Below are 24767 nucleotides of genomic sequence, written 5' to 3' on the forward strand. Positions count from 1 at the left end.
TGGCACTGTCGCGGGCCCGTAAAGCCAATCCCGAGGGGCGGATGTCCCTCTGGGAGCACCTCAAGGAGCTGAAGAACCGGCTGATCAAGTCGGCCATCGGCGTCGTCATCGGCGGTATTGGGGGCTGGATACTTTACGATCCGCTGTTGAAGGCGCTGGCCGAACCGGTAAACCGGATTTCGAGTGAGACCGGGGGCCTGGCGGCCATCAACTTCGGCACCATCGCGTCGCCCTTCGACTTCAAGCTGCAGATGTCGCTCCTCATCGGGGCGGTCATCTCCAGCCCCATCTGGATCTACCAGCTCTGGGCGTTCATCACGCCCGGGCTGACGTCCAAGGAACGCCGCTACACCCTGGGCTACATGGCTGCTGCCATCCCCCTGTTCCTTGCCGGAATCTGGGTGGGGTGGCTGGTGGTTCCCCAGGTGGTCCACGCCTTGACCCAGTTCACTCCGGAGGGGTCCTCCAGCGTCATCGACGCCAGGACCTACATCGAATTCGTCACCCGCATGGTGCTGATGCTGGGACTGGCCTTCCTGGTCCCCGTAGTGCTGGTTGGCATCAACATGGCGGGCATCGTTTCGGGCCGCACCATTCTGAAGGCCTGGCGCATCACGGTCTTCCTGGTGTTTGTCCTGGCAGCAATCGCAGCGCCGGGTGCCGATGCCATTTCGATGTTCATGCTGGCCGGACCGCTGTTGGCGCTTTTCTTTGCAGCGATCGGCATCTGCATCATGAACGACAAACGCCGCGAACGCCGGCAGGCCCGGCAGGTCGAAGAGACCGAGGCCACAGCCGATATCGCCACCCCCGGCAGTGAACTCAAGAAGCTGTAGCGTGCCGCTAGGCTTGGGGTATGTCCTCCACCACCGGACCCTTCTCCACCGGCCCCGTCGATCCTGAAGAACTTTCTCCAGCCGAGAGATACCGTGCCAGCGCCGAGCGCCGGGCAGAGGCGGCCACGTACCTTGGGTCTTTTATCCGGACCCTCGAGTTCGAACTCGACGACTTTCAACGGCAGGCGTGCCGTTCGCTTCAGGAAGGCAGGGGAGTCCTGGTGGCGGCCCCGACCGGAGCCGGGAAGACCATCGTGGGGGAGTTCGCCATCTATCTCGCCCTGCAGCGGGGCCTGAAGGCCTTCTACACCACCCCCATCAAAGCCCTCAGCAACCAGAAATTCACTGAACTCAGCGAAAAGTACGGTGCAGAAAATGTGGGCCTCCTGACCGGCGACACCAGCATCAACGGTGACGCGCAGGTGGTGGTGATGACCACCGAAGTCCTCCGGAACATGCTGTACGCGGATTCTGCCACCCTGGAGGACCTCGGCTACGTGGTCATGGACGAAGTCCACTACCTCGCTGACCGGTTCCGCGGGGCAGTGTGGGAGGAAGTCATCATCCACCTGCCCAGCGAGGTCCAGGTCGCCTCGCTCAGTGCAACCGTCTCCAACGCCGAGGAGTTCGGCGCCTGGCTGGACACCGTCCGCGGGGACACCGACATCATCGTCTCCGAGCACCGGCCGGTGCCGCTGTGGCAGCACGTCATGGTGGGCCGGCAGATCATGGACCTTTTCGCCGGGGAGACCACCTTCGACGAGATCGCCCCGCCCGTCGAGGAAGAGGGCCGGCAGCCTGCCACGGCCGGCAAATCCGTCGACACCGCCAAGGGCCGCGGCTTCGACGTCAACCCGGACCTCCTCACCGTTGCGCGCAGCGAAAGCCAGCAAAGCTTCCGCAGCCGTCCCGGCGCCGGCCGCCGCGGCCAGCGCGGCCGCAACGGTTATGACCGCCCGGGCAGGAGCGAACAAACGGGGGTCCGCCCCGCCAGCCGTCCGCAGGTGATCGCCAGCCTGGACCGGATGGACCTGTTGCCTGCCATCACCTTCATCTTCTCCCGTGCCGGCTGTGAAGCGGCCGTGGCGCAGTGCGTCGGTTCAGGCCTGTGGCTCACCACGGAGAAGGAGCAGCGGATCATCGCCCAGCGGGTGGACGAGGCCGGGCAGGACATCCCGCCGGACGACCTCGACGTCCTGGGTTTTTGGACGTGGCGGGACGGCCTGCTCCGGGGTTTCGCAGCCCACCATGCCGGCATGCTGCCCACCTTCAAGGAGGTGGTGGAAAAGCTTTTCGCCGACGGCCTGGTCAAAGCTGTTTTCGCCACTGAGACCCTCGCCCTGGGCGTCAACATGCCCGCCCGCTCGGTGGTCCTGGAAAAGCTGGACAAGTTCAACGGGGAAGCCCACGTGGACATCACCGCGGGCGAGTACACCCAGCTCACCGGCCGGGCCGGGCGGCGCGGCATCGACGTCGAGGGCCACGCCGTGGTCCTGTGGCAGCCGGGGACGGACCCGACGGCGGTGGCAGGCCTTGCGTCGCGGCGGACCTATCCGCTGAACTCCAGTTTCCGGCCCACCTACAACATGAGCATCAACCTCCTGGCACAGTTTGGGCGGGCCAGGGCCCGGGAAATCCTCGAATCGTCCTTCGCCCAGTTCCAGGCCGACCGCTCGGTGGTTGGGCTTGCCAGGCAAGTGCGGAGCCGGGAAGAGTCCCTCGCGGGCTACGCCAAGTCCATGACCTGCCACCTGGGCGACTTCACAGAATATGCCCGGCTGCGCAGGGAACTCTCCGATGCCGAAAGTGCCACCTCCCGGACCAAGTCCCGGGTCCAGAAGTCACTCAGTGACGACTCCCTGGCGCGCCTCCTGCCCGGGGACGTGGTCAACGTTCCCGGCGGGCGCGCCCCGGGGCCCGCCGTCGTCCTCAGCTCTGACCACAGCAGCCGCGAACCCCGGCCTGCCGTGCTCACCCTGGACAACCAGCTGCGCCGGATAGGAACCGACGACCTGGAAGGACCCATCGCGCCGGTTACCCGGATCCGCATTCCCAAATCCTTCAATGCCAAGGTGCCCAAGTCCCGGCGGGACCTTGCCTCCAGCGCACGGAACGCCCTGCGCGAGAACCGGCCGCCTGCTCCCGGGCAGAACCGCAACCACGATTTCGGCCGCGGAGCCGCCTTTCCCAACCAGGAGCGGCGCATCGCCGAACTGCGCCGGGCCCTCAAGGCACACCCCTGCCACGGATGCAGCGAACGCGAAGACCATGCCCGGTGGTCGGAGCGGTGGTGGAAACTGCGGCGGGAAACGGATGGCCTGGTTCGCCAAATCCAGGGCCGCACCAACACGATCGCCAAAACCTTCGACCGGGTGTGCGACGTCCTGTCCGCCTACGGATACCTCGAAGACACCGGCGACGGCCGCCTGAACATCAGCCCGGACGGCCAGCGGCTGCGCCGGATCTACGGCGAGAAGGACCTGCTGATCTCACAGTCGCTGCGGCTGGGCGCGTTCGATGACCTGGACGCCGCCGAAGTTGCTGCCCTGGCCAGCGTGCTGGTCTACCAGGCCAAACGCGAAGACCGGGGCCTGCGGCCGCGCATGCCCAGCGTCTCCCTGGAGACCTCCGTGGACATCGTGGTCAAGGAATGGTCCGTCCTTGAAGACGTGGAGGAGGAGAACAAGCTTCCGCTGACCGGCGAACCTGAACTCGGACTTGTCTGGCCCCTGTACAAGTGGGCCCGCGGACGCCACCTCCAGGACGTCCTGAGCGGCACCGACCTTGCCGCCGGTGACTTTGTCCGCTGGGTCAAGCAGGTGGTGGACCTGCTGGACCAGCTCGCCAAGATCCCCGGCCTCGATCCGCGCCTGGCACGGCTCTGCGCCGAAGCGATCAACCTCATCCGCCGCGGCGTCGTGGCCTACTCGTCCGTCCTCTAGTCACACCTCACCCCTTGCCGGCTGCAACTGGCCTGCACTATCCCAGGAGTCCTGCCTTTATGCCCCGCCCTGATCCCGCACCCCGCAACGCCGACCGTCCCGCCCCGGTGCTGTACCGCAACGGATCCGTGTACACCGCGGCTGACCCGTTCGCCACGGCAATGCTTGTGGATGGGGACACTGTTGCCTGGGTCGGATCGGAGCAGGCGGCCTCGTCCATTGCCGACAGCTCCATGGAAGTCATCGACCTCCGCGGCGCCCTGGTTGCGCCGGGCTTCGTTGACTCACACATGCACCTGACCGAAACCGGAATGGCCCTGCAGTCACTCCAGCTGGGAACGCTCAAGTCGGCCCGGGAAGTGCTGGACGCAGTCGCCGGGGCCGCCGGGAATGGACCGGTGCTCGGCCACGGCTGGGACGAGGCCACCTGGGCGGACCCGGCCCTGCCCAGTGCAGAAGAACTCGACCGGGCCGCTGGAGGCAGGCCGGTCTATCTCTCCCGTGTGGACGCGCACTCGGCGCTGGTGTCAACGTCGCTGGCACAGTCCGCGGACCTTCAGAACCGGGAGGGGTACGACGGCGGCGCCCGGGTGACGCGGGCCGCCCACGAGGCAGCACGGCTGGCGACCCGGCAGCTGCCGCAGGATGAGCTGAAGCGGCTCCAGGCCCGGGCCCTGGCGGAAGCGGCCGCCAACGGCTACGTCGCCCTGGCCGAAATGGGTGCACCGCACATCGGCGGCGCCGAAGACCTGCGGCTCGCGGCAGCATGGAATTCCGCCGGAACCGGGGAGCCCCGTTTTCCCGAAGTCATACCGTACTGGGGCGGGCTGGTCTCCTCAGAGGAACAGGCCCGCGCGCTGGTGGCAGAGCTGGGGGCGGGAGTCCGGGGCCTTGCAGGAGACCTGAACATCGATGGTTCCCTGGGCTCGCGCACCGCCGCCCTGCGCGCCGGTTACAGCGATGCCGGACAGGAGCGCGGCACCTTGTACCTGAGCGTGGACCAGGCAGCAGCCCACCTTGCCGCCTGCTCCGTTGCCGGGATCCAGGGCGGGTTCCACGTGATTGGTGACGCTGGACTGGATGCTGCGCTGGAAGCGCTGGACCGTGCCGCCAGGGAAGTGGGGGAGCAGCGGGTGCGCGCCGCAGGCCACCGGTTTGAGCACGTGGAGATGGCCGATGCCGAAGCCGTGGCCAGATTGGCGCACTACTCCGTGACCGTCAGCGCACAGCCCTCCTTCGACGCTGCCTGGGGCGGCCCCGGGGGACTCTATGAGCAGCGGCTGGGGGACCGAAGCCGGTCGATGAATCCGTTCGCCGCGTTCTACTCGGCCGGAGTTCCCGTCTGTTTCGGCAGCGACAGCCCCGTCACGCCCCTGCGTCCCTGGTCCAGCGTGCGCGCCTGCGTGGAACACCACAACCCCGACCAGCGTATTTCTGCGCGGGCAGCCTTCCTGGGCCACACCCGGGCCGGCTGGCGGGCCGCGCGGCACCCGAACCCCATGGCCGGGCAACTGGTGCCCGGGGCTCCCGCGAGTTTTGCCGTGTGGGAGGTGGAGGAACTGATGGTCCAGGTGGCTGACGGGCGGGTTCAGTCCTGGAGCACCGATCCGCGGGCCAGGACCCCCTTGCTGCCGGCGCTGGACACGGGTTCAGACCCGGTATGCCTGCAAACCGTAAAAGACGGTGCCGAACTGTTCGCCAGCCCGGCCCTGCGTTCCTGACCCGGGAATCCTCCGCCCTATAATGGGGAGTTGCGCCTGCGGCCGGCATGCCCGGCACCAGGTGCACCGACCACTTCCACCAGGAAAGGCCCTCTGTGCGCGTCCTTACGATCATTCCCACCTACAACGAACTGGAATCGCTGCCCAAGACGCTCCAGCGCCTGCGGAAGGCCGTTCCGGCGTCGGACGTGCTGGTGGTCGATGACAACAGCCCTGACGGCACCGGCCAACTTGCCGACGGCTTCGCTGCCGAGGACTCCCAGGTCCACGTCCTGCACCGCAAGGGCAAGGAAGGCCTGGGCGCTGCCTACATCGCCGGTTTCAAGTGGGGCCTGGATGCCGGCTACGACGTCCTGGTGGAAATGGATGCAGACGGTTCCCACCAGCCGGAACAGCTTCCCCAACTGCTTGAAGCCGTGGAACAGGGCGCAGACCTGGCCATGGGCTCGCGCTGGGTCCCCGGCGGCAGTGTGGTCAACTGGCCGCTGTACCGCCAGGCGATTTCCCGGGTAGGCAGCACGTACGCCCGGTTGATGCTGGGCCTGCCGATCCGGGACGTGACCGGCGGATACCGCGCGTTCCGCAGGACCACCCTGGAAAAGCTCAACCTGGACCAGGTGGACTCTGTGGGCTACGGCTTCCAGGTGGACCTGGCCTGGCGCGTGGCCAAACTGGGCCTGCGCATCGAGGAACGCCCCATCACTTTCGTCGAACGGGAGCTCGGCGCATCCAAGATGAGCGGCAACATCGTGGTCGAAGCCATGATCAACGTCACCAAATGGGGTCTGGCCGCGCGTTGGAACACGCTGGCCGGAAAGCTGAAGAACAAGCAGGCATAGCCTCGCGGGACTGCTGCCGCTGACGATGTCCGGGCGGTGCCAAAAAAAGGGGGCGGCCCCGCACCTTCGTGCGGGGCCGCCCCTTTTTTGGCGGCTGGCCTTATGCCGAGCGGCGCTCTCCGCGGCGTTCGCGCAGGATGGTCAGGCGGTCCTCAAGGATCTGCTCGAGTTCAGGCAGGGAACGGCGTTCCAGCAGCATGTCCCAGTGGGTGCGGACTGCCTTGTCGTTGCTGGTGTCCGGCTTTTCGCCGTCAACCAGGAGCGCTTCCTTACCGGTCTTGGAGACCCACACCGGAGGAATTTCCGCCTCGGAGGAGAACGTGACGAAGACCTGCTCGCCATCCGCGCAACGGTATTCGACCCGCTGGCGCGGAGCCGGCTCAACTCCGGACTCGGTCTCCATGCTCTGCGCACCAAGGCGCATGCCCCGCAGGCTGCGATCGCTCATGATTTCTCCCTCTGGTCGGTTCGCGGATGAAATCTCCGCGCTAGCCGGTGGCGCCGTGGCACCGCCGGACTACTTTGTGCACTGTGCTGCATCATAGGATTCAACGCATTGCGAAGCTTGGTTGTTCCAGCTGGTAGTCTCCTGCCGGACAAATACCCAATTATACGTTGGTTATCACTGTTGGAACAAAACGGGGAGGGTTTGGCGTCAACCGCCAAGCCCTCCCCGTTTTCCCATTCAGCTTATGGCTGGGCGCGTTCGGTGGGTGCGTCCTGGAAGAGCGGCTTGCCGGCTGTGCCTTCCGCATTGGTGCCTCCGAGGGCGTTGCCAATGCCCTTCAGGGCTTCCCCGACTTCGCTCGGGATGATCCAGAGCTTGTTGGCGGAGCCTTCTGCGAGCTTGGGCAGCGTCTGCAGGTACTGGTAGGCCAGCAGTTTCTGGTCCGGGTTTCCCTTGTGGATGGCGTCGAACACCTTCTGGATGGCCTGCGATTCGCCGTCCGCCCGGAGGATGGCAGCCTTGGCTTCGCCCTCTGCGGCCAGGATTGACGCCTGGCGCTGCCCCTCGGCGGTGAGGATGGCCGACTGCTTGGTACCTTCGGCCGTGAGGATTGCTGCTCGCCGGTCGCGTTCGGCACGCATCTGCTTCTCCATGGAGTCCTGGATGGAGTGGGGCGGATCGATGGCCTTCAGTTCCACCCGTGAAACGCGGATGCCCCAGCGGCCGGTGGCCTCGTCCAGGACGCCGCGCAGCTGTCCGTTGATCTGGTCCCGCGACGTGAGGGCTTCCTCCAGGTTGAGGCCACCCACCACGTTGCGCAGGGTGGTGGTGGTGAGCTGTTCCACGGCCTGGATGTAGTTGGCGATTTCATACGTGGCCGCCCGCGGGTCCGTCACCTGGAAGTAGACCACCGTGTCGATGGACACCACCAGGTTGTCCTCGGTGATGACCGGCTGCGGCGGAAAGGACACCACTTGTTCACGCAGGTCCAGGAGCGGCAGGAGCCGGTCGACGAAAGGAATCAGGATGGTCAGGCCCGGATTGAGTGTCCGCTGGTACTTGCCGAGCCGTTCAACAACACCGGCGCGGGCCTGCGGAATGATCCGGACGGACCGGACCAAAACTATGATGACAAAGACGATCAGAACCACCAGCACGATGGCCAGTGCGGTTCCGCCTGCGTTTTCCATACAACTCCTTGTTCCCCAATTGTCAGGCTGTATCAGGCCCGGTGGCCGCCGTGGGCGGTACCGAAACCACTGCTGTTGCGCCGTCGATGGCCGCTACGACCACCGTCTGTCCTGCGGGAAGCACTCCCGCAGCGGAGCGCGCACTCCATATATCGCCGCCGATTTTCACCAGGCCGCCGTCGGACGTCACGGCCTCCATCACCACGGCCGGCTCACCGATCAGACGGTCCACGTTGGTTCGCTGCTCGGAGGGGCCCTTCTTCAGGTGGGACAGTGCCACGGGCCGGACAAAGGCCACCATGAGCAGCGACACGATGCAGAAGATGACTACCTGGAGCCAGGGCTCGGCGCCGGCAAAATCGGCTACCAGTGCGGCGAGCGATCCGCCGCCAAGCATGATGAAAAACAGGTCAAGGGTGATCATCTCGATCACTGCAAACGCCAGGAAAGCCGTGAGCCACAGCGCCCACCAGTTTTCCCCAAGCCATTCGAACATTCCTGCTTCCCCCTTCGTCACGGGGGAGCCGCGTCCGCGGACCCGCCAGCAACTGTCTTTTCATCCTAGTCCGCGGACCTGGCCTGTGGGCCGGTTCACAGCGGGTGCCGGGGGATAGTGGCCAAGTCGTTACGGGGCACCGTGGGCAGTAGGCCGAAACACGGACAGCCTGAATTTTGCGTCGGCTTCCACCGGTTCCGGTGAGTCTTCGAGGCGGGCGGCGATCTTGTCCCGGTCAAGGTGGTGGCCCGCCGGTCCCATGAACGCCAGGTCCGCGGCGGCCGCGCGGCCAAGCTTGAGCGGTATGTCCACGTCCAGGGCCTTTTCGGGCTCGAAGTGCCCGGCCAGCGCCTCTGCCAGCCGCTCATCCTTGCCCTCTTCAATGCCAAGCATTCCGGTCACGGCCGCGATGCCCGCCAGGTGTCCGGGCCGCGGTGTCACCACCGCCAGCACCCCCTCCGGTCGCAGGACCCGGGCGAACTCGGCGGGGTTCCGCGGTGCGAAGACCACGGTGACCGCGTCCACCGAGTTGTCCGCCACCGGCAGCGGCCGCCAGATGTCCCACACCAGGTTCACGGCTTCCGGGTTGAGGCGGGCAGCCCGCCTGAGGGCGAATTTCGAGATGTCCAGGCCAATGGCGGACGCCTTCCGCCCCCCGGCAGCTGCAGCATCGAGGATTGCCCGCAGATAGTGTCCGGTCCCCGTTCCCGAGTCAAGCACCACCGCGCCTTCCGGCCGCAGGACGGGTACGACTGCGGAGGCCAGGGCCTGCTGCAGCGGCCCGTAGTGCCCGTTCCCCAGGAAGGCGTACCGTGACGCCACCATCGCGGCGCTGTCCGGTTCGAAAGGTGTGCCTTTGCCCACCAGGAGGTTGAAGTAGCCCTGGCGCGCGGCGTCGAAGCTGTGCCCGGACGGGCACACCAGGCGCGGCTGGCGCGTGGCCTCCGCTTCCAGGTACTCCAGCGGATGTGAGCAGACGGGGCACAGGAGGGGAAGGTCCGCGGAAGGCATGGGAACCAGTTTAGGGCGGGCCGGGTATGCAGCCCTGCCCGCCCTGCATGCGGAGGGAGGCGGTGACCGTCAGCCGAGGGAGATCCCCGCAGGCCCGTCGTCGAAACCCAGCCCTTCCCGTGCCTTGTCAATGCCCGCTTCTGCCCAGTGCGCTGCGTATTCGGCATTGCTGCTCAAAGAGCGAAGCTGGGCGCGGTCTATGTACAGGATGCCGTCGAGGTGGTCCGTCTCGTGCTGCACGATGCGCGCCTGCCAGCCGGAGAACTCACGCCGCTTCGCCGCGCCGTCGGGTGTTACGTACTCCAGCAGCACGGCCTCCGGACGCGCCACCACCGCCTGCAGCCCATTGAGGGAAAGACAGCCCTCATAGAACGACGCGTGCTCCTCCCCAAGCGGCGTGTAATGGGGGTTGAGGATGGCCAGGAAATCCAGCGGACTCCGGTTGCGCAGGGCAGCGGCAACGGGATCGATGTCGAACTGGTCCTCCAGGACGGCGAGCCGCAGGGGGATGCCCAGCTGCGGCGCGGCAAGGCCCACGCCGGGCGCTTCGTGCATGACCTGCCGCATGATCCCGATCAGGCGGTCCAGCTGGTCCGCTGACAGCTGGCCGTCAAAGTCCGCGGCACGCTGGCGGAGCGCCGGGTGTCCGGCCTGGACGATGGGCGGGAGGGATCCGGCGGCCAGGATCCGCTCGACAATCTCACGGATCTGGCCGGCGCCGGCGGTGGTTGGGGGAACAGTCTGGGTCATGGGGACAGCCTACTGGCGGAGGGCGGGCGGGGACGTTGGGTAGGGTCTACTCCATGGCTGAAGATCCGCTCCCTGCAGCGTCCCCGCTGGAACACGTCCTTGAATTCATCCGGGTCCTTGAGTCGGGTGGCGGGGCAGCGGACATCCGGCCGTTCCTCTCTGCAGAGTTCGTGCTGACGGAAGCACCGCACCTGTTGGCCCCGGAAGGCTCCACGCGGACGCTGGCGGCGGTGCTGGCCGGTGCTGACCAGAGCCGCGACGTGGTGGAGGACCAGCAGTTCACTGTCCGGCGGACCACATGTGAAGGCGGCCGGGTGGTGGTGGAGGCGGATTGGTCTGCCACGGTGCTGATGGATCTGCGGTATTGGGACCGCGGCGAGACAATCCGGGCCAGGACCTCGTCCGTCTTCGAGGTCAGCAACGGCGTGATCGTGAGCCAGGACAGCTACGACTGCTACTTCCGGTAACCCGGCAAACTGGTCGGTGGTGTGGCCCCTAGTTCATGGTAAAACGCCTGGCGGCCCACTGGTTCACTGCCGGAATTGCGGCGGCCGCGGCAACACCGGCGGTACGCATCCGCAGGAGCGGGCCCGGCAGCGGCCTGCCCAGCATCATGTTGATTTCGGCCTGCCGGCGGGCCAGGACGGCAGCCCGCCGCCGGCTCTGCTCGAAGTCCCTGAGTTGAGTGCCCGGATCTTCACCGGTCAGTGCCGCGCAGGCCACCGGCACCAGGTCCCGGGCGCCCAGCCAACCGAGGTTCATGCCCTGGCCACCAATGGGGCTGATCTCATGGGCGGCATCGCCGAGCAGCACCGTCCGTCCGGCGACGGTCCGTTGGGCGATTCCGGACTGCACGTTGAAGGCACTGAGCATGGAGTTCGTGGCCGGATCCGGGCGAATCCCGGTCCTCCGGTGCACCAGCTCCGCAAGGTGGCCGGCCCCTGCCGCCGGTCCGGCCGGGGCGCCCAGCCGCACCACCCAGCGCCGGACGCCACCGGGCAGCGGGAAGGACTCAACGATTCCGTCCGGTTCAAGGAACAGGACAGCTTTGTCCCCGTAGTCCGTGCCGTCGTCGAAATCCCCCATGAGGTAGTGGTCGGGATACGTCTTCCGGACCATCGGGACCCCGAGCGCATCCCGCAGCCGTGACCGGGCACCGTTGGCCAGGACCAGCAAAGCCCCCGTCGCACTGCGGCCGGGACCCGTGGCACCCGCGCCGGCATCCACCGCGACGGTGACCGTGCCGGCGTCGTCGCTGACACCGGTGACTTTCGCACCCCTGACAATTGCCCCGGGGTCCAGGGCGAGGACGCGCTCTTCCAGGAACTGCTCCGTCCTGTACTGCGGGAGTGCCAGCACGAACGGAAAGTCCCTGGAGACGTCGTCGAATGCCATGGTGCCCACCGTCTTCCCGCGGCTCACCGCCATGCCGGACCGGATGTGGACACCCTCCTGCACCATGGCAGAGGCCACGCGCACGGCGGCCAGGGCCTCCAGGGCCGGCGGGTGGATGCCGATGGCCCGGGTATGCCGGTTCCGCTGCTGCCGTTGCTCAAAGACCCTTACCGAAACGCCTTCCTGCAGCAGCGCGGCCGCCAGGTACAGGCCCACGGGACCGCCGCCGGCGATCAGGACATCGGCATCCATCTCAGCCCTTCCGGTAGGCCAGGACCTGATGGAAGACCGATGAGTGCTCCACGGACCACCCCGGGGGAGCGGCTGCGGCAAGCTCGGCATGGGTGTAGCTGCGGCGGATGGACGTCAGCCCGTCTTCCCGGATGAAGGATTTCCGGAACGGCAGGGCGGCCACACCGAAGAGGGAGAATGCGATGGTGCTGCGGATGAGATCGTTGTGCAGCGCCTTGTGGCCGGCGAGGGTTTCCGAATCTGCCAGCAGTTGCTTGAGCTCCCCGGACTGGAGGTGGTGCAGTACGTGGTTGGAGATCACGACGTCGAACCTGGCACCTTCGCGGACCAGGTCACGGCTGTGCGCCTGGCGGAATTCCACGCCGGGCATGGGGGTGCGCCGGCCGGCGAAGGCGGCAGCGCGGGGATCCGGATCAATGCCGGTCACGTGCATGGACGTGCCGTCCCGGTGTGCCCAGCGGGCCAGCATGATGGCGAGGTCGCCGCCGCCGGACCCGATGTCCAGGACGGTCACGGGGCTTTTGTCCGGTTTGACGATGGTGCGCAATTCCCTGTTGTACAGGCCCCGCCAGCCGGACAACACCCGGTTGATGACCCAAAACTGCCGGTAAGTATTGTCCAGGAGCTTTTCATCGCAGTCCGTGCGGTCCATCTGCTCGATGTCCTCGGCGGCGCGCGTTCGCAGCAGAATCCCCATGGCCTGGCGTTCCAGTCAGGCCACGGGTGCTTCTGTGGGCGTCCGGTCCTGGCGCGCCTCCGGGGCGAATCCGGCAGCGTGGTCCTGCCGTACGAGGTCCTGGTTTGCGGCGATGGACTGCCGGAGCTTGGTGAACAGCCCCGTTTCCACGGTCAATCCCGGGCCGAAAGCCATGGAACAGATACGCCCGCCACCGTTGGAATCCCCGGGCAGCAGCGGCTGTTCCAGGATGTATTTGAGGACAAAGAGCACCGTGGCACTGCTCATGTTGCCGTAGTTCCGGAGGATGTCCCGCGCCGGAACCAGTTGCGCGTCGCTGAGGCCAAGCCGGGACTGGACCTTGTCCAGGATGCTGCGGCCACCAGGGTGGATGGCCCAGTGGGGGATCGCGGTGTAGGGGAGTGCCGCCAATTCCGGGTCCTTTGCCAGCAGTGGCTGCAGGGCACCCACGATGTGGTCATCGATGATGTGGGGCACATAGGTGCCCAGGACCATCTCGAACCCATGGTCGCCGATGTTCCATGCCATGGAGTCCTCACCGACCGGGGTCAGGACTGTTTCGAAGTGGTCCAGCTTCAGCAGCGCGGCTTCTTCCGCGCCGGGGCGTGCGGTCACGACGGCGGCGGCGGCGCCATCGGCGAAAAGGGCCGAACCCATGATGGTGTCCGGATCATTGGACGTGCGTACGTGCAGGGAGCAGAGTTCGGCGCAGACCACCAGGACCACCGCGTCCGGGTCCGATTCACAGAACAACTTCGCAGCGCGGAGCGCCGGAAACGCCGCGTAGCAGCCCATGAAGCCCAGGTGATACCGCTGTACGGAAGGACTAAGCCCGAGCTCGCGCACCACCTTGTAGTCCGGGCCCGGATTGAAAAAGCCCGTGCACGACACCGTCACGAGGTGAGTTATGTCAAGTAAATCCAGTTCGGGAGCCGCCTGCAGGGCAGCGCGGGCAGCCTCAACGAACAGCTTGGTGGCTTCCCGGGCGAAGATGTCGTTGCGGACCTTGGTGCTGGGATTCAGCAGGAGCCCGGTGTCCGGGTCATAGAACTGAGGATTGTCCGAGCGTGAGGTGTTGGTGAGTTCGCTGACTGCCGTAAATCTCGTGTCTATGGCTGCGCCGTCAAAGCAGGTGGTGACCAGGCGTGAACCAAGCCGGGAAAGACCCGGCTGCGCGGCGAATACATCACGGGCTTCGGACTGGATCAGCTTTGTCGTCGGAACTGCAGTTTCAAGTGAACGCACGTAGACCGTCATCACGTCATTCTTGACGTGCGCTTTGATTATGACAATGGTCCCGGCGGAATTGAACAGCGGTTTCGCCATGCATTTGTCCCGGGAAGCAGGCGCAAGTGTCCTGGATTGCAGGGCCTGGATTGCTTCGCATCCTGCCTCGCTCCGAGCCTCATCCCATTGCGCCGATAATCTACATTATGTCAAGTTATGTTTCGAGCGCTGCTGGGTAGAAGCCATTCCGGCGAGATCCCCCGCGCTGGTGGTCAATGACGCCTTTGCATCGAGGCCCCGACCACAGCTCCGACTCCGAGCCCCAACGCAAAGCCCCAGAATGGCGTGTGGAAAATCGCCAGCCCCAGGCTGATTCCCAAGGCTGCGCCCACCAGGCTGCAAATCCATAAGGCTTTGTTCACGATCTCTCCGTTATGGGCGGGTGGGCTCAACTACTGCAGCGACCTTACTTCATCCCTATCCGGTACATGCCTAAAAACGGGGAGATCCGCATCGAAATTGGGTAGCTCCCACCCATGCGCCACCGGCCTTGGGCGTCCTAACCTTTTGGACATGGCGGCAGGCCCACCCGGCCCACCGCGGGCGCGCGATGGGGCGGTCCCTGGATCCTCCTTTAGTCATGCAGACGGCGGCGGCGCCCGGTACTCCTTTTACTCCCCAGGACGCCCCCATGCGCGAACTCCCCCGCCCCCACACCTGCCCGCATTCCACGGCTACCTGCCCGGCTTGCCGTTCCGAGATGCGCGACGAAGCCCTGCGGCAGGCTCCCGGCAAACCCATTATTCTGCTGCGCCCCGCACCCGTCACGGTGCGTTCCATGCCGGCAAACGCCTTGGCCTACACCGTGACCGATGTCCTCATTGAGTGGGACGCGGACATGGATTACCACCTGCGGTGGGAGGCAAGCTGGCTTGTCCACCGGGTACAGGCAGCACACAAAGACCGCCACCTCCAGGAAGCGGTCTGACCGCCCGCTCCCCCACTCCGGGCACCGGGACGTCCCAACATGGCAGCCTCCCGTCGGCGGCTAAGCTCGAACCATGAGTTCGTTGAAAACCAAGCCTCCACAGACATCACCGGCACGGGCAGCAGTGGTGGCGGCAGCGGTGGATATGGTGCTGATCCTCGTTTTCGCCGCGATTGGCCGCGATGCACACCACCGTGAGGAGCCCATCCTCGGTGTGCTGTTGACTGCCTGGCCGTTCCTCGCCGGCGCGGCCGCCGGATGGATGATCGCCCGCGTATGGCGGAGCCCCTTCTCCATCACCCGGGCAGGGGTTCCAGTCTGGCTCGGAAGCCTGGTGGGCGGCATGCTCCTGCGGGCATTGACCGGCCAGACAGTTGTCCTGCCCTTCATCATCGTTGCCACGATTGCCCTGGCGGTGTTCCTTGTGGGCTACCGCCTCCTGCTGGCAGGCGCCTCACGCCTCCGCCGCAGGCCGGGCAGGTAGCGGGCACCAAAAGTTGGGCGGCAGGGTGGCGGCAGGGGAAACGGCACCCGTGTAATAGGCTGGCTGGAGAGAAAAGCCTGCCGTTCCCCAGTGCGGCGGCACCGATTGAAGGGGTACAAACGTGGTTACCGCATTTGTTCTGATCAAGACCGACGCCGCCCGCATTCCGGAGACGGCGGAAGAAATTTCGGCCATCGAAGGCATCAGCGAAGTGTATTCCGTCACCGGCGAATGGGACCTCATTGCGGTAGCCAGGGTCCGCAGGCATGAAGACCTCGCGGACGTCATTGCGGACAGGCTCTCGAAAGTTCCCGCCGTGGTCCACACCACCACCCACATCGCCTTCCGGGCGTACTCACAGCACGACCTCGACGCCGCCTTTTCGCTGGGTTTCGAACAGTAATCCGGCAACCCGGCCGTTAGGCGCGGGAGAGGGACACCCAACGGTCCAGGACGGCAGCGGCAGCACCGGAGTCGATCGAATGCGCTGCACGCGCGAAAGCCTCCTGCATCCGTGTCAGGAACGGGCCCTGTGCTTCGAGGTCGAACGCAACAAGGCCGGCCGCGGCGTTCAGCAGGACCGCATCCCGCGCCGGACCCTGGCTGCCGGCAAGGACGTCGCGGACGACTCCCGCGTTGGCCGCCGCATTGCCGCCGCGAAGCTGTTCAACAGTAGCCAGGCTGATGCCGAGGTCCTGCGGCGAGAAGTGCAGTTCATTGACGGCTCCGTGCCGGATTTCCCACACGGTTGATGGGCCAGTGGTGGTCAGCTCGTCCAGGCCGTCGTTGCCACGGAAGACCAGTCCCCTGCTCCCCCGGCGGGCCAGGACGCCCGCCACCAGCGGCGCCATCCGCGCGTTCGCAACGCCCACCGCCGAAGCCTGGACATTGGCGGGATTGGTCAGCGGTCCCAGGAAATTGAACGCAGTGGGCACTGCCAGCTCCCGCCGGGGCACGGCGGTGTGGCGGAATGACGGGTGGAACACCTGCGCGAAGCAGAACGTGATTCCCGCCTCTTCAGCGTTCCGGGCCACCCGGGCGATCGGCAGGTCAAGCCGGACACCGAGCGCTTCAAGAACGTCAGCAGACCCGGACGACGACGACGACGCCCGGTTGCCGTGCTTAACCACCTTCGCGCCGGCCCCGGCAGCGACCAGGGCGGCCATGGTGGAGATGTTGATGGTGTTAAGTTGGTCACCACCCGTGCCGACGATGTCCAGTTTCTCCCCGGTGATTGCCACGGGGTTGGCGTGGGCGAGCATTGCCTCAACCAGGCCGGAAAGCTCGTCCACCGTCTCGCCTTTGGCACTGAGGGCCACAAGGAATCCGGCAATCTGTGCAGGCGTGGCTTCACCGGACATGATGGTGTCCATGGCCCAGGAGGTGTTCTCCGCAGTGAGGTCATTGCCCTTGATCAGGGCCGAGATCAACCGGGGCCAGGTGTTGCCGGACGCTGTAGTTGCCTGAGAAGTCACTTGCTGATGCTATCGACCGACGGCGGCCACTGACCAATGTGAACGGTTGCGGGAACTTTTCCCGGCGATTTCGCGTCTTTGTAGAAAAAGTCCCCCGAAAAGGCGGTTTGCGTTGGGCAGCACGGACTTTTACAGACATAATGTCTATGTGACATCTGCGACCCATGCCCCCAGTACCCCGGCGCACCCCACGCTGAACCGCCCCAATATGGTTTCTGTTGGAACCGTTGTGTGGCTGTCCAGCGAGTTGATGTTCTTCGCCGGTCTCTTCGCCATGTACTTCACTCTGCGCTCCACCAGTGGGCAGATGTGGGCGGAAGAGACAGCCAAGCTCAACTTCCCCTTTGCGCTCGTAAACACGATCGTCCTCGTGGCCAGTTCCTTTACTTGCCAGATGGGCGTCTTCGCCGCAGAGCGGCTGCAGCCGCGGCGCACCGGAGGTGCACTGCAGTTCGCCCGCTGGGGAATGAACGAATGGTTCACCCTGACGTTCCTCATGGGCGCGTTCTTCGTTGCCGGCCAGACCACCGAGTACGCAATGCTGGTTTCCGAGCACGTCTCGCTCTCCTCCAACGCTTATGGCTCGGCCTTCTACATGACCACCGGCTTCCACGGCCTCCACGTCATCGGCGGCCTGATTGCCTTCCTGCTCATCATGGGCCGGTCCTTCGCCGCGAAGAAGTTCGGGCATTTCGAAGCAACGTCCGCGATCGTCACCTCTTACTACTGGCACTTCGTTGACGTCGTGTGGATTGGCCTCTTCCTGGTCATCTACGTACTCAAGTAGCCAGCTTTGATTCTTTTTCTACAAGAGGCAGAATTTCAGGTAGCGGCTCCCGGAGCCGGCGCAGGATCGAATAAAGGAACCACCACGTGAAGGCACTCTCACAAAAGCGGCGTCACCCACTTGCAGCAATAGCGCTGCTTCTGATGGGGCTCCTCATCACGGGTGGGCTGTACGCCGTGGCAACCACCGTCAACCAGGCCAAGGCTTCGACCACCACGTTCAGCGCAAGCGACACAGAGGAGGGCGGCAAGCTCTTCGCCGCCAACTGCGCCACCTGCCACGGCATGGGCGCCAGTGGTTCCAAGGACGGCCCCTCGCTGGTGGGTGTTGGTGCAGCCGCTGTTGATTTCCAGGTGGGCACCGGCCGCATGCCGATGCAGATGAACGGCCCCCAGGCCATGAAGAAGCCCGTCCAGTTCAATGACGAGCAGACCCACCAGCTTGCAGCCTACGTCGCCTCCCTGGGAGCCGGCCCGGCAGTTCCTGCAGAAGACCTGACAAACGGCGGCGGCGATGCAGCTGCCGGCGGTGAGCTCTTCCGGACCAACTGCGCCATGTGCCACAACGCCGCCGCTGCCGGTGGCGCGCTGACCCGCGGCAAGTTCGCACCCGCCCTTGCCGATGTATCCGGCAAGCACATCTACGAGGCCATGGTCACGGGCCCGCAGAACATGCCGGTCTTCAACGACGCGAACATCACTCCTGAAGGCAAGAAGGACATCATCACCTTCCTGAAGCAGATCGAGACCACCGGTTCACCGGGCGGTGCCGACCTCGGCTCGCTGGGTCCGGTTGCTGAAGGCCTGTTCGTTTGGGTTGCCGGTCTTGGCGTCATCATCGCCTTCACCATCTGGCTCACCTCCAGGACGTCCTGACGTTCCGCAGGAACACACAACTTCTGCTGCCCTGTCAGCAGCTTGAAATTAGAAACTAACCCGGCAAATGCCGGGACGAGAGAAGGATGAGGCGAATTATGGGCAACCATAGTGACGGCAGTCCGAACCACTCGGGCACCGTAGCTACGGCTGGTCAGAATGAGGTGGAGAAGTTCCAGGATCCTGGAATTCCCCCGCATCGTTTGCGCCTGGCTGACACGGACCCGAAGGCCGCAAAGCGGGCAGAACGGCAGGTCGCCTTACTATTTGGCATTTCTGTTGTTGGAACCCTGATCTTCCTGGTGGCGTACTTCGCCATTGATCTGGGTGATGACTCCAGCATCGCCACCATCCGGCTCCAGAACGCCCTGCTCGGCGTTGGCACTGCCTTCGCAATGCTGGGTATCGGTACCGGTATCGTGCACTGGGCCAAGGCCCTGATGCCCGACCACGAAGTCTCCGAGGAACGCCACGCCATCCGTTACGAAGAGGACCGCCAGGCTGCGGTGCGCATCGTTGACGACATCGTGGAAGAGACCGGCATCAAGCGCCGCCCGCTGATCCGCAACACCCTCCTGGGTGCGGTCGCACTTGCCCCGCTTCCCGCCGTCGCCATCTTCGGTGACCTCGGACCCCGCCCTGACGACAAGCTCGCGCACACCATGTGGGCTCCCCAGGACGGAAAGCGCAAGCGCCTTACCCGCGACCCCGATGGAACCCCCATCAAGGCCTCGGACGTCACCATCGGTTCCGCCTTCCACGTCATTCCCGAGGGCCTGAACGAACTGCAGGAGGGCAAGCTCAACGAGAAGGCAAAGTCCGTTGTGCTCCTCATGCGCCTCGATCCCGCGTCGCTGAACCCCTCCAAGGGCCGCGAAGAATGGGGTTACAACGGAATCGTTGCCTACTCCAAGATCTGCACCCACGTTGGCTGCCCCGTTGCTCTGTACGAGCAGCAGACGCACCACCTGCTGTGCCCGTGCCACCAGTCCACCTTCGACCTCACGCAAGAGTGCAAGGTGATCTTCGGCCCCGCCAGCCGTCCTCTCCCCCAGCTGCCCATCGCAGTTGATGACGAGGGCTACCTCGTCGCTACCAGCGACTTCCATGAACCCGTAGGACCAAGTTACTGGGAGCGTGATTCGCATGAGCGCAGCATCAACAGCTGAGCCGGCATTCGTCGCCAAAACCAAGGCAGGCCGGATCACCGACTTTGTCGACTCACGAGTTGGCGGCTCCGGGATCCTCCGCGAGTTCGGCCGCAAGGTCTTCCCCGACCACTGGTCATTCATGTTCGGTGAAGTGGCGCTGTACTCCTTCGTCATCCTGCTGCTGTCCGGAACGTTCCTGACGTTCTTCTTTGATCCGTCCATGGCGGAGACCCACTACGACGGCGGCTACATTCCCCTTAAGGGAGTGGAAATGTCGGTAGCGTACAGCTCCTCGCTGAACATCTCCTTCGACATCCGCGGCGGATTGTTCATGCGCCAGGTGCACCACTGGGCAGCCCTGCTGTTCGTGGCATCCATCGCAGTCCACATGCTGAGGGTCTTCTTCACCGGCGCATTCCGCCGCCCGCGTGAAATGAACTGGGTGGTGGGCAGCGTCCTGCTGATCCTGGCCATGGCTGCAGGCTTCACCGGGTACTCGCTTCCCGATGACCTGCTGTCCGGCAACGGCCTGCGCATCATCGACGGCGTCATCAAGTCCATCCCGATCATCGGAACGTACATCTCGTTCTTCCTGTTCGGCGGGGAATTCCCCGGCACGGCCATCATCAGCCGCCTCTACATGCTGCACATCCTGCTGGTGCCGGCGTTGATCCTGCTGATGATCGTCCTGCACCTGTTCATGGTCGTGGTGCACAAGCACACGCAGTACCCCGGCCCCGGCCGCAACGACAACAATGTTGTCGGTTACCCCCTGGGTCCTGTTTACGCAGCGAAGGCCGGTGGATTCTTCTTCATCGTCTTCGGCGTGATCGCCCTGATGGCGGCATTCTTCACCATCAACCCCATCTGGAACTACGGTCCGTACGACCCCTCCCCGGTGTCGGCCGGTACCCAGCCTGACTGGTACATCGGTTTCGTCGACGGTGCCCTGCGACTCATGCCCGGCACACTCGGCAACTGGCACGTGGAACAGATCTTCTTCGGCCACGTGTTCACGTTCAACGTGCTCCTCCCGGCCCTGGTCCCCGCTGGCATCCTGTTCACTGTGATGTTCACCTACCCGTGGATCGAGCGCTGGATCACCAAGGATGACCGCGAGCATCACGTCCTGGACCGCCCGCGCAACGCCCCGACCCGTACGGGCATCGGTGTTGCCGGATTCATCTGGTACTGCGTGATGTGGGCAGCTGCAGGTTCCGACCTCATTGCCACCCACTTCCACGTGTCCCTGAACGACGTCACGTACTGGCTCCGGGCCCTGTTCTTCGTCGGACCGATCATCGGCTTCATCGTTGCCAAGCGTGTTGCCCTTGCACTGCAGCGCAAGGACCGGGAAATCGCCCTGCACGGCCGCGAGACTGGCCGTATCGTCAGGCTCCCGCACGGCGAATTCATCGAGGTGCACGCCCCGCTGGATGAGTACAAGCGCTACAAGCTGGTTGGCTTTGAATCACCCGAGGTCATCCCGGCCCTGCCCAACGAGCACGGTGTCGTGACCCGCAAGGAGAAGCGCCGCGCGTTCCTCTCCCGCTGGTTCTTCGAGGACCGCGTTGCTCCTGCTACCCCTGCAGAGCTTGAAGCAGCCCACGGCCACGGCCACGAGGCAGTTGAAGCAGCAGAAGGTTCCAAGAGCCTGACGCACTAAGCGACGATTGATACAGGAAGGGCCCGATCCTATGGATCGGGCCCTTCCTGCTTTAAGAGTTCTCCTGCGTGCGCCACCAACGGCCCATGGCTGTGGCCTCCCGGCGTGCTGTCAGTGGTTGCGGGCGCGGCGCGCTCCCGGCCGCTGCAGTGGCACCCACAGCTTGTACCGGTCGGCCCTGTAGTACGACACGGAATAGTCAACCATCGCCCGTGCCACAAAGGCGTGCCGCTGGATCTTCAGCAGGGGCGCACCCACCTCCACGTTGAGCAGGCGTGCCGTGGACGGGGAGGCGGCGGTCGCCTCAATCATGTCCTCGCCCCACTCCATCACCAGGCCAAACTGTTCGCTCAGGACGTTGTAGAGCGACGTGGGTGGCTCGCCGTCGAGCAGGCCCGGGACGCGGTGTGCCGGGATGAAGTTCTCGTCCACGCTCATCGGTTCCCCGTCGGCCAGCAGGAGCCTGCGGAACCGGACCAGGGGTGTGCCCTCGTCCAGCTGGAGTTCGCGGGCCAGGAACGCGCTGGCGCCGATCTGCTCAAAGCTCAGCACCTTGGCAGCAGGCACCATGCCGCGCCTCTGCATCTCTTCGCTGTAGGACGTGAGCTTCACCTGCAGGTCGAGTTTCGGGCGCCGGACAAAAGTTCCCAGGCCCACTACGCGCTCGATGACCTCCTCCCCCACCAGGGCGTCGATGGCCTGCCGGACCGTCATCCTTGCCAGTCCAAACCGTTCGGCAAGGTCACGTTCTGATGGCAGCGCCGATCCGGGCGGGCACGACTGTGCGATGTAGCTCCGCAGGATCTCCCGAAGTTGCACGTAGATGGCCGTACCGCTGGTGCGGTCTATTTCACCCGTGATTGCCGTGGCGCCAGCTGCCATGATCTTCTCCTGCCGTTGGTTTCCCCTCAATTTTAGGACGGTCTAGACCAGTCCCGGGACGCGGACGCTCTTTCGCGCGGCAGGCATGGCGGCCGCTATATTTGGTCTGGAAATTTTGCCAGCAGACGGATGGGGCCGTCTTTCGTATAAGGAGTCCCTTTGCCAACACAGAAGGCCGTGGTGGCAGCGCCGGTAGGCCTGCATGCACGTTCCGCCGCGGTATTTGTCCGGGCTGTCACCGATACAGGGCTTCCGGTCACCATCAGCAAGGCGGGCGCGGCGAAGGTGGACGCCCGGTCCCTGCTCCAGGTGATGGCCGCCGACTTTGCACAGGGGTGTGAGGTGGAGCTGTCCGTCAGCGAAGCCGCGCTCGAGGACGACCTGGGACGTGAAACCGTGGAGGCGGCCCTTCGGGACCTTCGCGTACTTTTGGAGTCCCAGGGGGCCGGCTGAGGGCCGTAAAAACCCCTTAACGACGTCGGGCCCCACCATATTGGTGGGGCCCGACGTCGTTATTCTTATTGCTTGCCTAGTGTGCGTGGTCTCCGCGGCTGTATTCGTACACCCAGCCGACGAGGGCTACGATGGCGATCCCGCCGGCGATGAAGATGACCCAGGCGCCAACTGCCAGGCCCAGGAAGCCAGTGGCGCAGGCGATACCCAGGACCAGGGGCCACCAGCTCCAAGGGCTGAAGTGCCCCTGTTCGCCGGCGCCCTCGTGGATTTCCGCATCGCTGCGGTCCTCGGGACGAAGGCCTACGCGCTTGCCGGTGAAGCCCAGGTAGGCGCCGATCATGCCGGCCAGGCCGGCCACGAGCAGGATGCCCAGGATGCCCACCCATTCGCTCCAGTTGGTCAGGAATCCGTAGACCAGCGAGACGGGAACGAAAAAGAAGACTCCGGAGCCAAAGATCCAGGATTCGATTTTCACTGTGCGGTGTCCTTCTGGTCGGCGTTGCCGAGTACTGCCGCTGCGGGAGCCGGCGAGTCAACGGTGTGGACTTGGCGGAGTTCCGGGTGGTGCAGGTCCAGGGCGGGACGTTCGGAACGGATCCGGGGCAGGGACGTGAAGTTGTGGCGCGGCGGCGGGCAGGACGTGGCCCACTCGAGCGAAGCACCGAAGCCCCACGGATCATCGACCTGGACCTTTTCGGCCTTGCGCCAGGTGATGTAGACGTTCCAGAAGAACGGGATGAGGGACGCGCCCAGCACGAAGGATGCCACGGTGGAGAACTGGTTCATCCACGTGAAGTTGTCCTCCACGAGGTAGTCCGCGTACCGGCGCGGCATGCCCTCGACGCCCAGCCAGTGCTGGATCAGGAAGGTGCCGTGGAAGCCCAGGAACAGCAGCCAGAAGTGGATCTTGCCCAGGCGCTCGTTGAGCATCTTGCCGGTCCACTTGGGCCACCAGAAGTAGAACCCGGCGAACATGGCGAACACCACGGTGCCGAACACCACGTAGTGGAAGTGCGCCACCACGAAGTAGGAGTCCGAAACGTGGAAGTCAAGCGGCGGCGAGGCCAGGATGATGCCGGTAAGACCACCGAAGAGGAAGGTGATCATGAAGCCGAGGCTCCACAGCATCGGCGTCTCGAAGGTCAGCGACCCGCGCCACATGGTGCCGATCCAGTTGAAGAACTTCACGCCGGTGGGCACTGCGATGAGCATGGTCATGAACGAGAAGAACGGCAGCAGGACGGCGCCGGTGACGTACATGTGGTGGGCCCACACCGTGACCGAGAGGGCCGCGATGGCGATCGTGGCGTAGACCAGGCCCTTGTAGCCGAAGATCGGCTTGCGGCTGAACACCGGGAAGATCTCCGAGACGATGCCGAAGAACGGCAGCGCGATGATGTACACCTCGGGGTGTCCGAAGAACCAGAACAGGTGCTGCCAGAGGACGGCACCGCCGTTCTCAGGATCGAAGATGTGGGCACCGAACTTGCGGTCCGCGCCGAGGGCGAACAGGGCGGCGGCCAGCGGCGGGAACGCCATCAGGACCAGGATCGCGGTGATCAGGGTGTTCCAGGTGAAGATGGGCATACGCCACATGGTCATGCCCGGAGCGCGCATGCAGATGATGGTGGTGATGAAGTTGACCGCACCGAGGATGGTGCCGAAGCCGGACAATGCCAGGCCGAAGACCCACAGATCGCCGCCGATGCCCGGGGTGAACGTGGTGTTGGACAGCGGCGCGTAGGCGAACCAGCCGAAGGATGCAGCACCCTGCGGGGTGATGAAGCCGGAGACGGCGATGGTGGAGCCGAACAGGAAGAACCAGAAGGCCAGTGCGTTCAGACGCGGGAACGCGACGTCGGGCGCGCCGATCTGCAGCGGCATGATCACGTTGGCGAAGCCGGCGAACAGCGGGGTAGCGAACATCAGCAGCATGACGGTGCCGTGCATGGTGAACAGCTGGTTGTACTGTTCCTTGGTCTGCAGGATCTGCATGCCGGGCTCGAAGAGTTCCGCACGGATCAGCAGGGCCATGACGCCGCCGAGGCAGAAGAACACGAAGGACGCGATCAGGTACATGTACCCGATGGTCTTGTGGTCAGTGGAGGTGATCCAGTTGACGACGATGCGCCCCTTGGATTTGGGTACCACGGGAGCCGACAGGACCCCCGTGGGTGCGGATTGGGTGTACGTAGCCAC

At 64.9% G+C, this 24767-nt stretch carries 25 protein-coding genes; 13 read left to right on the forward strand and 12 right to left on the reverse strand.

Annotation, left to right across the window (positions count from 1 at the left end; all coding sequences use genetic code 11):
* Window positions 1–41 precede the first annotated feature (41 nt).
* The 4 genes from tatC (at window position 42) to LDO22_RS03405 (ending at window position 6338) form a co-directional block, all read left to right on the forward strand.
* Entirely contained in the window at window positions 42–836 is a 795-nt protein-coding gene (tatC, locus tag LDO22_RS03390) for a twin-arginine translocase subunit TatC (RefSeq protein WP_224026104.1), read from the forward strand.
* Between the two features lie 20 nt (window positions 837–856).
* Window positions 857–3778 carry a DEAD/DEAH box helicase gene (locus LDO22_RS03395; RefSeq protein ID WP_224026105.1) on the forward strand — a complete coding sequence of 974 codons (2922 nt, stop codon included), beginning with the start codon at window positions 857–859 and terminating at the stop codon, window positions 3776–3778.
* Between the two features lie 59 nt (window positions 3779–3837).
* A complete protein-coding gene (locus tag LDO22_RS03400) occupies window positions 3838–5499 on the forward strand; it encodes an amidohydrolase family protein (RefSeq protein ID WP_224026106.1) in 1662 nt (553 codons plus the stop codon).
* A gap of 95 nt (window positions 5500–5594) precedes the next feature.
* Window positions 5595–6338 carry a polyprenol monophosphomannose synthase gene (locus LDO22_RS03405; RefSeq protein WP_159631973.1) on the forward strand — a complete coding sequence of 248 codons (744 nt, stop codon included), beginning with the start codon at window positions 5595–5597 and terminating at the stop codon, window positions 6336–6338.
* A gap of 100 nt (window positions 6339–6438) precedes the next feature.
* Here LDO22_RS03405 and LDO22_RS03410 read toward each other — a convergent pair whose 3' ends face one another.
* From LDO22_RS03410 to LDO22_RS03430, 5 genes are all read right to left on the reverse strand, one after another.
* The gene (locus LDO22_RS03410) at window positions 6439–6786 is read right to left on the reverse strand and encodes an RNA polymerase-binding protein RbpA (RefSeq protein ID WP_026266052.1); all 348 of its coding nucleotides are present in this window, start codon (window positions 6784–6786) and stop codon (window positions 6439–6441) included.
* A 242-nt stretch (window positions 6787–7028) separates the two neighbouring features.
* The gene (locus tag LDO22_RS03415; protein ID WP_159631972.1) at window positions 7029–7976 is read right to left on the reverse strand and encodes an SPFH domain-containing protein; all 948 of its coding nucleotides are present in this window, start codon (window positions 7974–7976) and stop codon (window positions 7029–7031) included.
* Window positions 7977–7998: 22 nt separating this feature from the next.
* Entirely contained in the window at window positions 7999–8472 is a 474-nt protein-coding gene (locus tag LDO22_RS03420) for an NfeD family protein (RefSeq protein ID WP_141160411.1), read from the reverse strand.
* A 129-nt stretch (window positions 8473–8601) separates the two neighbouring features.
* On the reverse strand, window positions 8602–9483 hold the full coding sequence (locus tag LDO22_RS03425) for a methyltransferase domain-containing protein (protein WP_159631971.1): 882 nt from the start codon (window positions 9481–9483) through the stop codon (window positions 8602–8604).
* Window positions 9484–9552: 69 nt separating this feature from the next.
* Complete coding sequence (locus LDO22_RS03430) at window positions 9553–10233, reverse strand: peptide deformylase (protein WP_224026107.1); 681 nt, start codon at window positions 10231–10233, stop codon at window positions 9553–9555.
* 53 nt (window positions 10234–10286) lie between these two features.
* Between LDO22_RS03430 and LDO22_RS03435 the strand changes: the two genes are divergently transcribed.
* The gene (locus tag LDO22_RS03435; RefSeq protein ID WP_224026108.1) at window positions 10287–10700 is read left to right on the forward strand and encodes a nuclear transport factor 2 family protein; all 414 of its coding nucleotides are present in this window, start codon (window positions 10287–10289) and stop codon (window positions 10698–10700) included.
* Between the two features lie 28 nt (window positions 10701–10728).
* Here the strand turns inward: LDO22_RS03435 and LDO22_RS03440 are convergent, their stop codons facing one another.
* Genes LDO22_RS03440 through LDO22_RS03450 form a run of 3 tightly spaced genes read right to left on the reverse strand, consistent with a single transcriptional unit; the run spans window position 10729 to window position 13834 of the window.
* Window positions 10729–11880, reverse strand: coding sequence for an NAD(P)/FAD-dependent oxidoreductase (locus LDO22_RS03440; protein WP_224026109.1), 1152 nt, complete (start codon window positions 11878–11880; stop codon window positions 10729–10731).
* Window position 11881: 1 nt separating this feature from the next.
* Window positions 11882–12577: a class I SAM-dependent methyltransferase gene (locus LDO22_RS03445; RefSeq protein ID WP_224026110.1), complete on the reverse strand. Its 696-nt coding sequence runs from the start codon at window positions 12575–12577 to the stop codon at window positions 11882–11884.
* Between the two features lie 15 nt (window positions 12578–12592).
* A complete protein-coding gene (locus tag LDO22_RS03450; RefSeq protein ID WP_224026111.1) occupies window positions 12593–13834 on the reverse strand; it encodes a type III polyketide synthase in 1242 nt (413 codons plus the stop codon).
* 661 nt (window positions 13835–14495) lie between these two features.
* Here LDO22_RS03450 and LDO22_RS03455 point away from each other — a divergent pair.
* The 3 genes from LDO22_RS03455 to LDO22_RS03465 all read left to right on the forward strand — a co-directional run bounded on the left by LDO22_RS03455 (window position 14496) and on the right by LDO22_RS03465 (window position 15679).
* Window positions 14496–14792 (forward strand): hypothetical protein, encoded by a 297-nt coding sequence (locus LDO22_RS03455; protein WP_224026112.1) that lies wholly within the window; start codon window positions 14496–14498, stop codon window positions 14790–14792.
* A 73-nt stretch (window positions 14793–14865) separates the two neighbouring features.
* Entirely contained in the window at window positions 14866–15276 is a 411-nt protein-coding gene (locus LDO22_RS03460) for a DUF3054 domain-containing protein (RefSeq protein WP_159631966.1), read from the forward strand.
* 121 nt (window positions 15277–15397) lie between these two features.
* Entirely contained in the window at window positions 15398–15679 is a 282-nt protein-coding gene (locus LDO22_RS03465; RefSeq protein ID WP_141160402.1) for an Lrp/AsnC ligand binding domain-containing protein, read from the forward strand.
* A gap of 16 nt (window positions 15680–15695) precedes the next feature.
* Here the strand turns inward: LDO22_RS03465 and trpD are convergent, their stop codons facing one another.
* Window positions 15696–16751 carry an anthranilate phosphoribosyltransferase gene (gene trpD, locus LDO22_RS03470; protein WP_224026113.1) on the reverse strand — a complete coding sequence of 352 codons (1056 nt, stop codon included), beginning with the start codon at window positions 16749–16751 and terminating at the stop codon, window positions 15696–15698.
* Window positions 16752–16863: 112 nt separating this feature from the next.
* Here trpD and LDO22_RS03475 point away from each other — a divergent pair, with 112 nt between their 5' ends.
* The 4 genes from LDO22_RS03475 (at window position 16864) to LDO22_RS03490 (ending at window position 21230) form a co-directional block, all read left to right on the forward strand.
* Entirely contained in the window at window positions 16864–17538 is a 675-nt protein-coding gene (locus LDO22_RS03475; protein WP_217509392.1) for a heme-copper oxidase subunit III, read from the forward strand.
* A gap of 86 nt (window positions 17539–17624) precedes the next feature.
* Entirely contained in the window at window positions 17625–18413 is a 789-nt protein-coding gene (locus LDO22_RS03480) for a cytochrome c (protein WP_224026114.1), read from the forward strand.
* Between the two features lie 98 nt (window positions 18414–18511).
* Window positions 18512–19582, forward strand: a complete 1071-nt coding sequence (locus LDO22_RS03485; RefSeq protein ID WP_159631963.1) for a Rieske 2Fe-2S domain-containing protein — start codon at window positions 18512–18514, stop codon at window positions 19580–19582.
* Entirely contained in the window at window positions 19560–21230 is a 1671-nt protein-coding gene (locus tag LDO22_RS03490; protein ID WP_224026115.1) for a ubiquinol-cytochrome c reductase cytochrome b subunit, read from the forward strand. Before LDO22_RS03485 ends, LDO22_RS03490 begins: the two co-directional genes overlap by 23 nt.
* Window positions 21231–21341: 111 nt before the next feature.
* On the opposite strand, the gene LDO22_RS03495 is transcribed toward LDO22_RS03490, so the two are convergent.
* Entirely contained in the window at window positions 21342–22112 is a 771-nt protein-coding gene (locus tag LDO22_RS03495; protein WP_159631961.1) for a GntR family transcriptional regulator, read from the reverse strand.
* Window positions 22113–22271: 159 nt separating this feature from the next.
* Here LDO22_RS03495 and LDO22_RS03500 point away from each other — a divergent pair, with 159 nt between their 5' ends.
* Window positions 22272–22565, forward strand: a complete 294-nt coding sequence (locus tag LDO22_RS03500; protein WP_159631960.1) for an HPr family phosphocarrier protein — start codon at window positions 22272–22274, stop codon at window positions 22563–22565.
* Window positions 22566–22641: 76 nt separating this feature from the next.
* Here the strand turns inward: LDO22_RS03500 and LDO22_RS03505 are convergent, their stop codons facing one another.
* Window positions 22642–23043 (reverse strand): cytochrome c oxidase subunit 4, encoded by a 402-nt coding sequence (locus tag LDO22_RS03505; protein WP_159631959.1) that lies wholly within the window; start codon window positions 23041–23043, stop codon window positions 22642–22644.
* Complete coding sequence (gene ctaD, locus LDO22_RS03510) at window positions 23040–24767, reverse strand: cytochrome c oxidase subunit I (RefSeq protein WP_159631958.1); 1728 nt, start codon at window positions 24765–24767, stop codon at window positions 23040–23042. The genes LDO22_RS03505 and ctaD overlap by 4 nt, the downstream gene beginning before the upstream one ends.

Origin of the sequence: Arthrobacter sp. NicSoilC5 (assembly GCF_019977395.1) — a bacterium.
Classification (GTDB): domain Bacteria; phylum Actinomycetota; class Actinomycetes; order Actinomycetales; family Micrococcaceae; genus Arthrobacter.

Coding starts and splice junctions, on each gene's coding strand:
- LDO22_RS03445 (WP_224026110.1), bottom strand. CDS start 12,577: ATGGGGATTCTGCTGCGAACGCGCGCCGCCGAGGACATCGAGCAGATG.
- LDO22_RS03395 (WP_224026105.1), top strand. CDS start 857: ATGTCCTCCACCACCGGACCCTTCTCCACCGGCCCCGTCGATCCTGAA.
- LDO22_RS03430 (WP_224026107.1), bottom strand. CDS start 10,233: ATGACCCAGACTGTTCCCCCAACCACCGCCGGCGCCGGCCAGATCCGT.
- LDO22_RS03490 (WP_224026115.1), top strand. CDS start 19,560: ATGAGCGCAGCATCAACAGCTGAGCCGGCATTCGTCGCCAAAACCAAG.
- LDO22_RS03495 (WP_159631961.1), bottom strand. CDS start 22,112: ATGGCAGCTGGCGCCACGGCAATCACGGGTGAAATAGACCGCACCAGC.
- LDO22_RS03455 (WP_224026112.1), top strand. CDS start 14,496: ATGCGCGAACTCCCCCGCCCCCACACCTGCCCGCATTCCACGGCTACC.
- LDO22_RS03425 (WP_159631971.1), bottom strand. CDS start 9,483: ATGCCTTCCGCGGACCTTCCCCTCCTGTGCCCCGTCTGCTCACATCCG.
- LDO22_RS03450 (WP_224026111.1), bottom strand. CDS start 13,834: ATGACGGTCTACGTGCGTTCACTTGAAACTGCAGTTCCGACGACAAAG.
- LDO22_RS03400 (WP_224026106.1), top strand. CDS start 3,838: ATGCCCCGCCCTGATCCCGCACCCCGCAACGCCGACCGTCCCGCCCCG.
- LDO22_RS03460 (WP_159631966.1), top strand. CDS start 14,866: ATGAGTTCGTTGAAAACCAAGCCTCCACAGACATCACCGGCACGGGCA.
- LDO22_RS03440 (WP_224026109.1), bottom strand. CDS start 11,880: ATGGATGCCGATGTCCTGATCGCCGGCGGCGGTCCCGTGGGCCTGTAC.
- LDO22_RS03420 (WP_141160411.1), bottom strand. CDS start 8,472: ATGTTCGAATGGCTTGGGGAAAACTGGTGGGCGCTGTGGCTCACGGCT.
- LDO22_RS03485 (WP_159631963.1), top strand. CDS start 18,512: ATGGGCAACCATAGTGACGGCAGTCCGAACCACTCGGGCACCGTAGCT.
- LDO22_RS03415 (WP_159631972.1), bottom strand. CDS start 7,976: ATGGAAAACGCAGGCGGAACCGCACTGGCCATCGTGCTGGTGGTTCTG.
- LDO22_RS03410 (WP_026266052.1), bottom strand. CDS start 6,786: ATGAGCGATCGCAGCCTGCGGGGCATGCGCCTTGGTGCGCAGAGCATG.
- tatC (WP_224026104.1), top strand. CDS start 42: ATGTCCCTCTGGGAGCACCTCAAGGAGCTGAAGAACCGGCTGATCAAG.
- LDO22_RS03435 (WP_224026108.1), top strand. CDS start 10,287: ATGGCTGAAGATCCGCTCCCTGCAGCGTCCCCGCTGGAACACGTCCTT.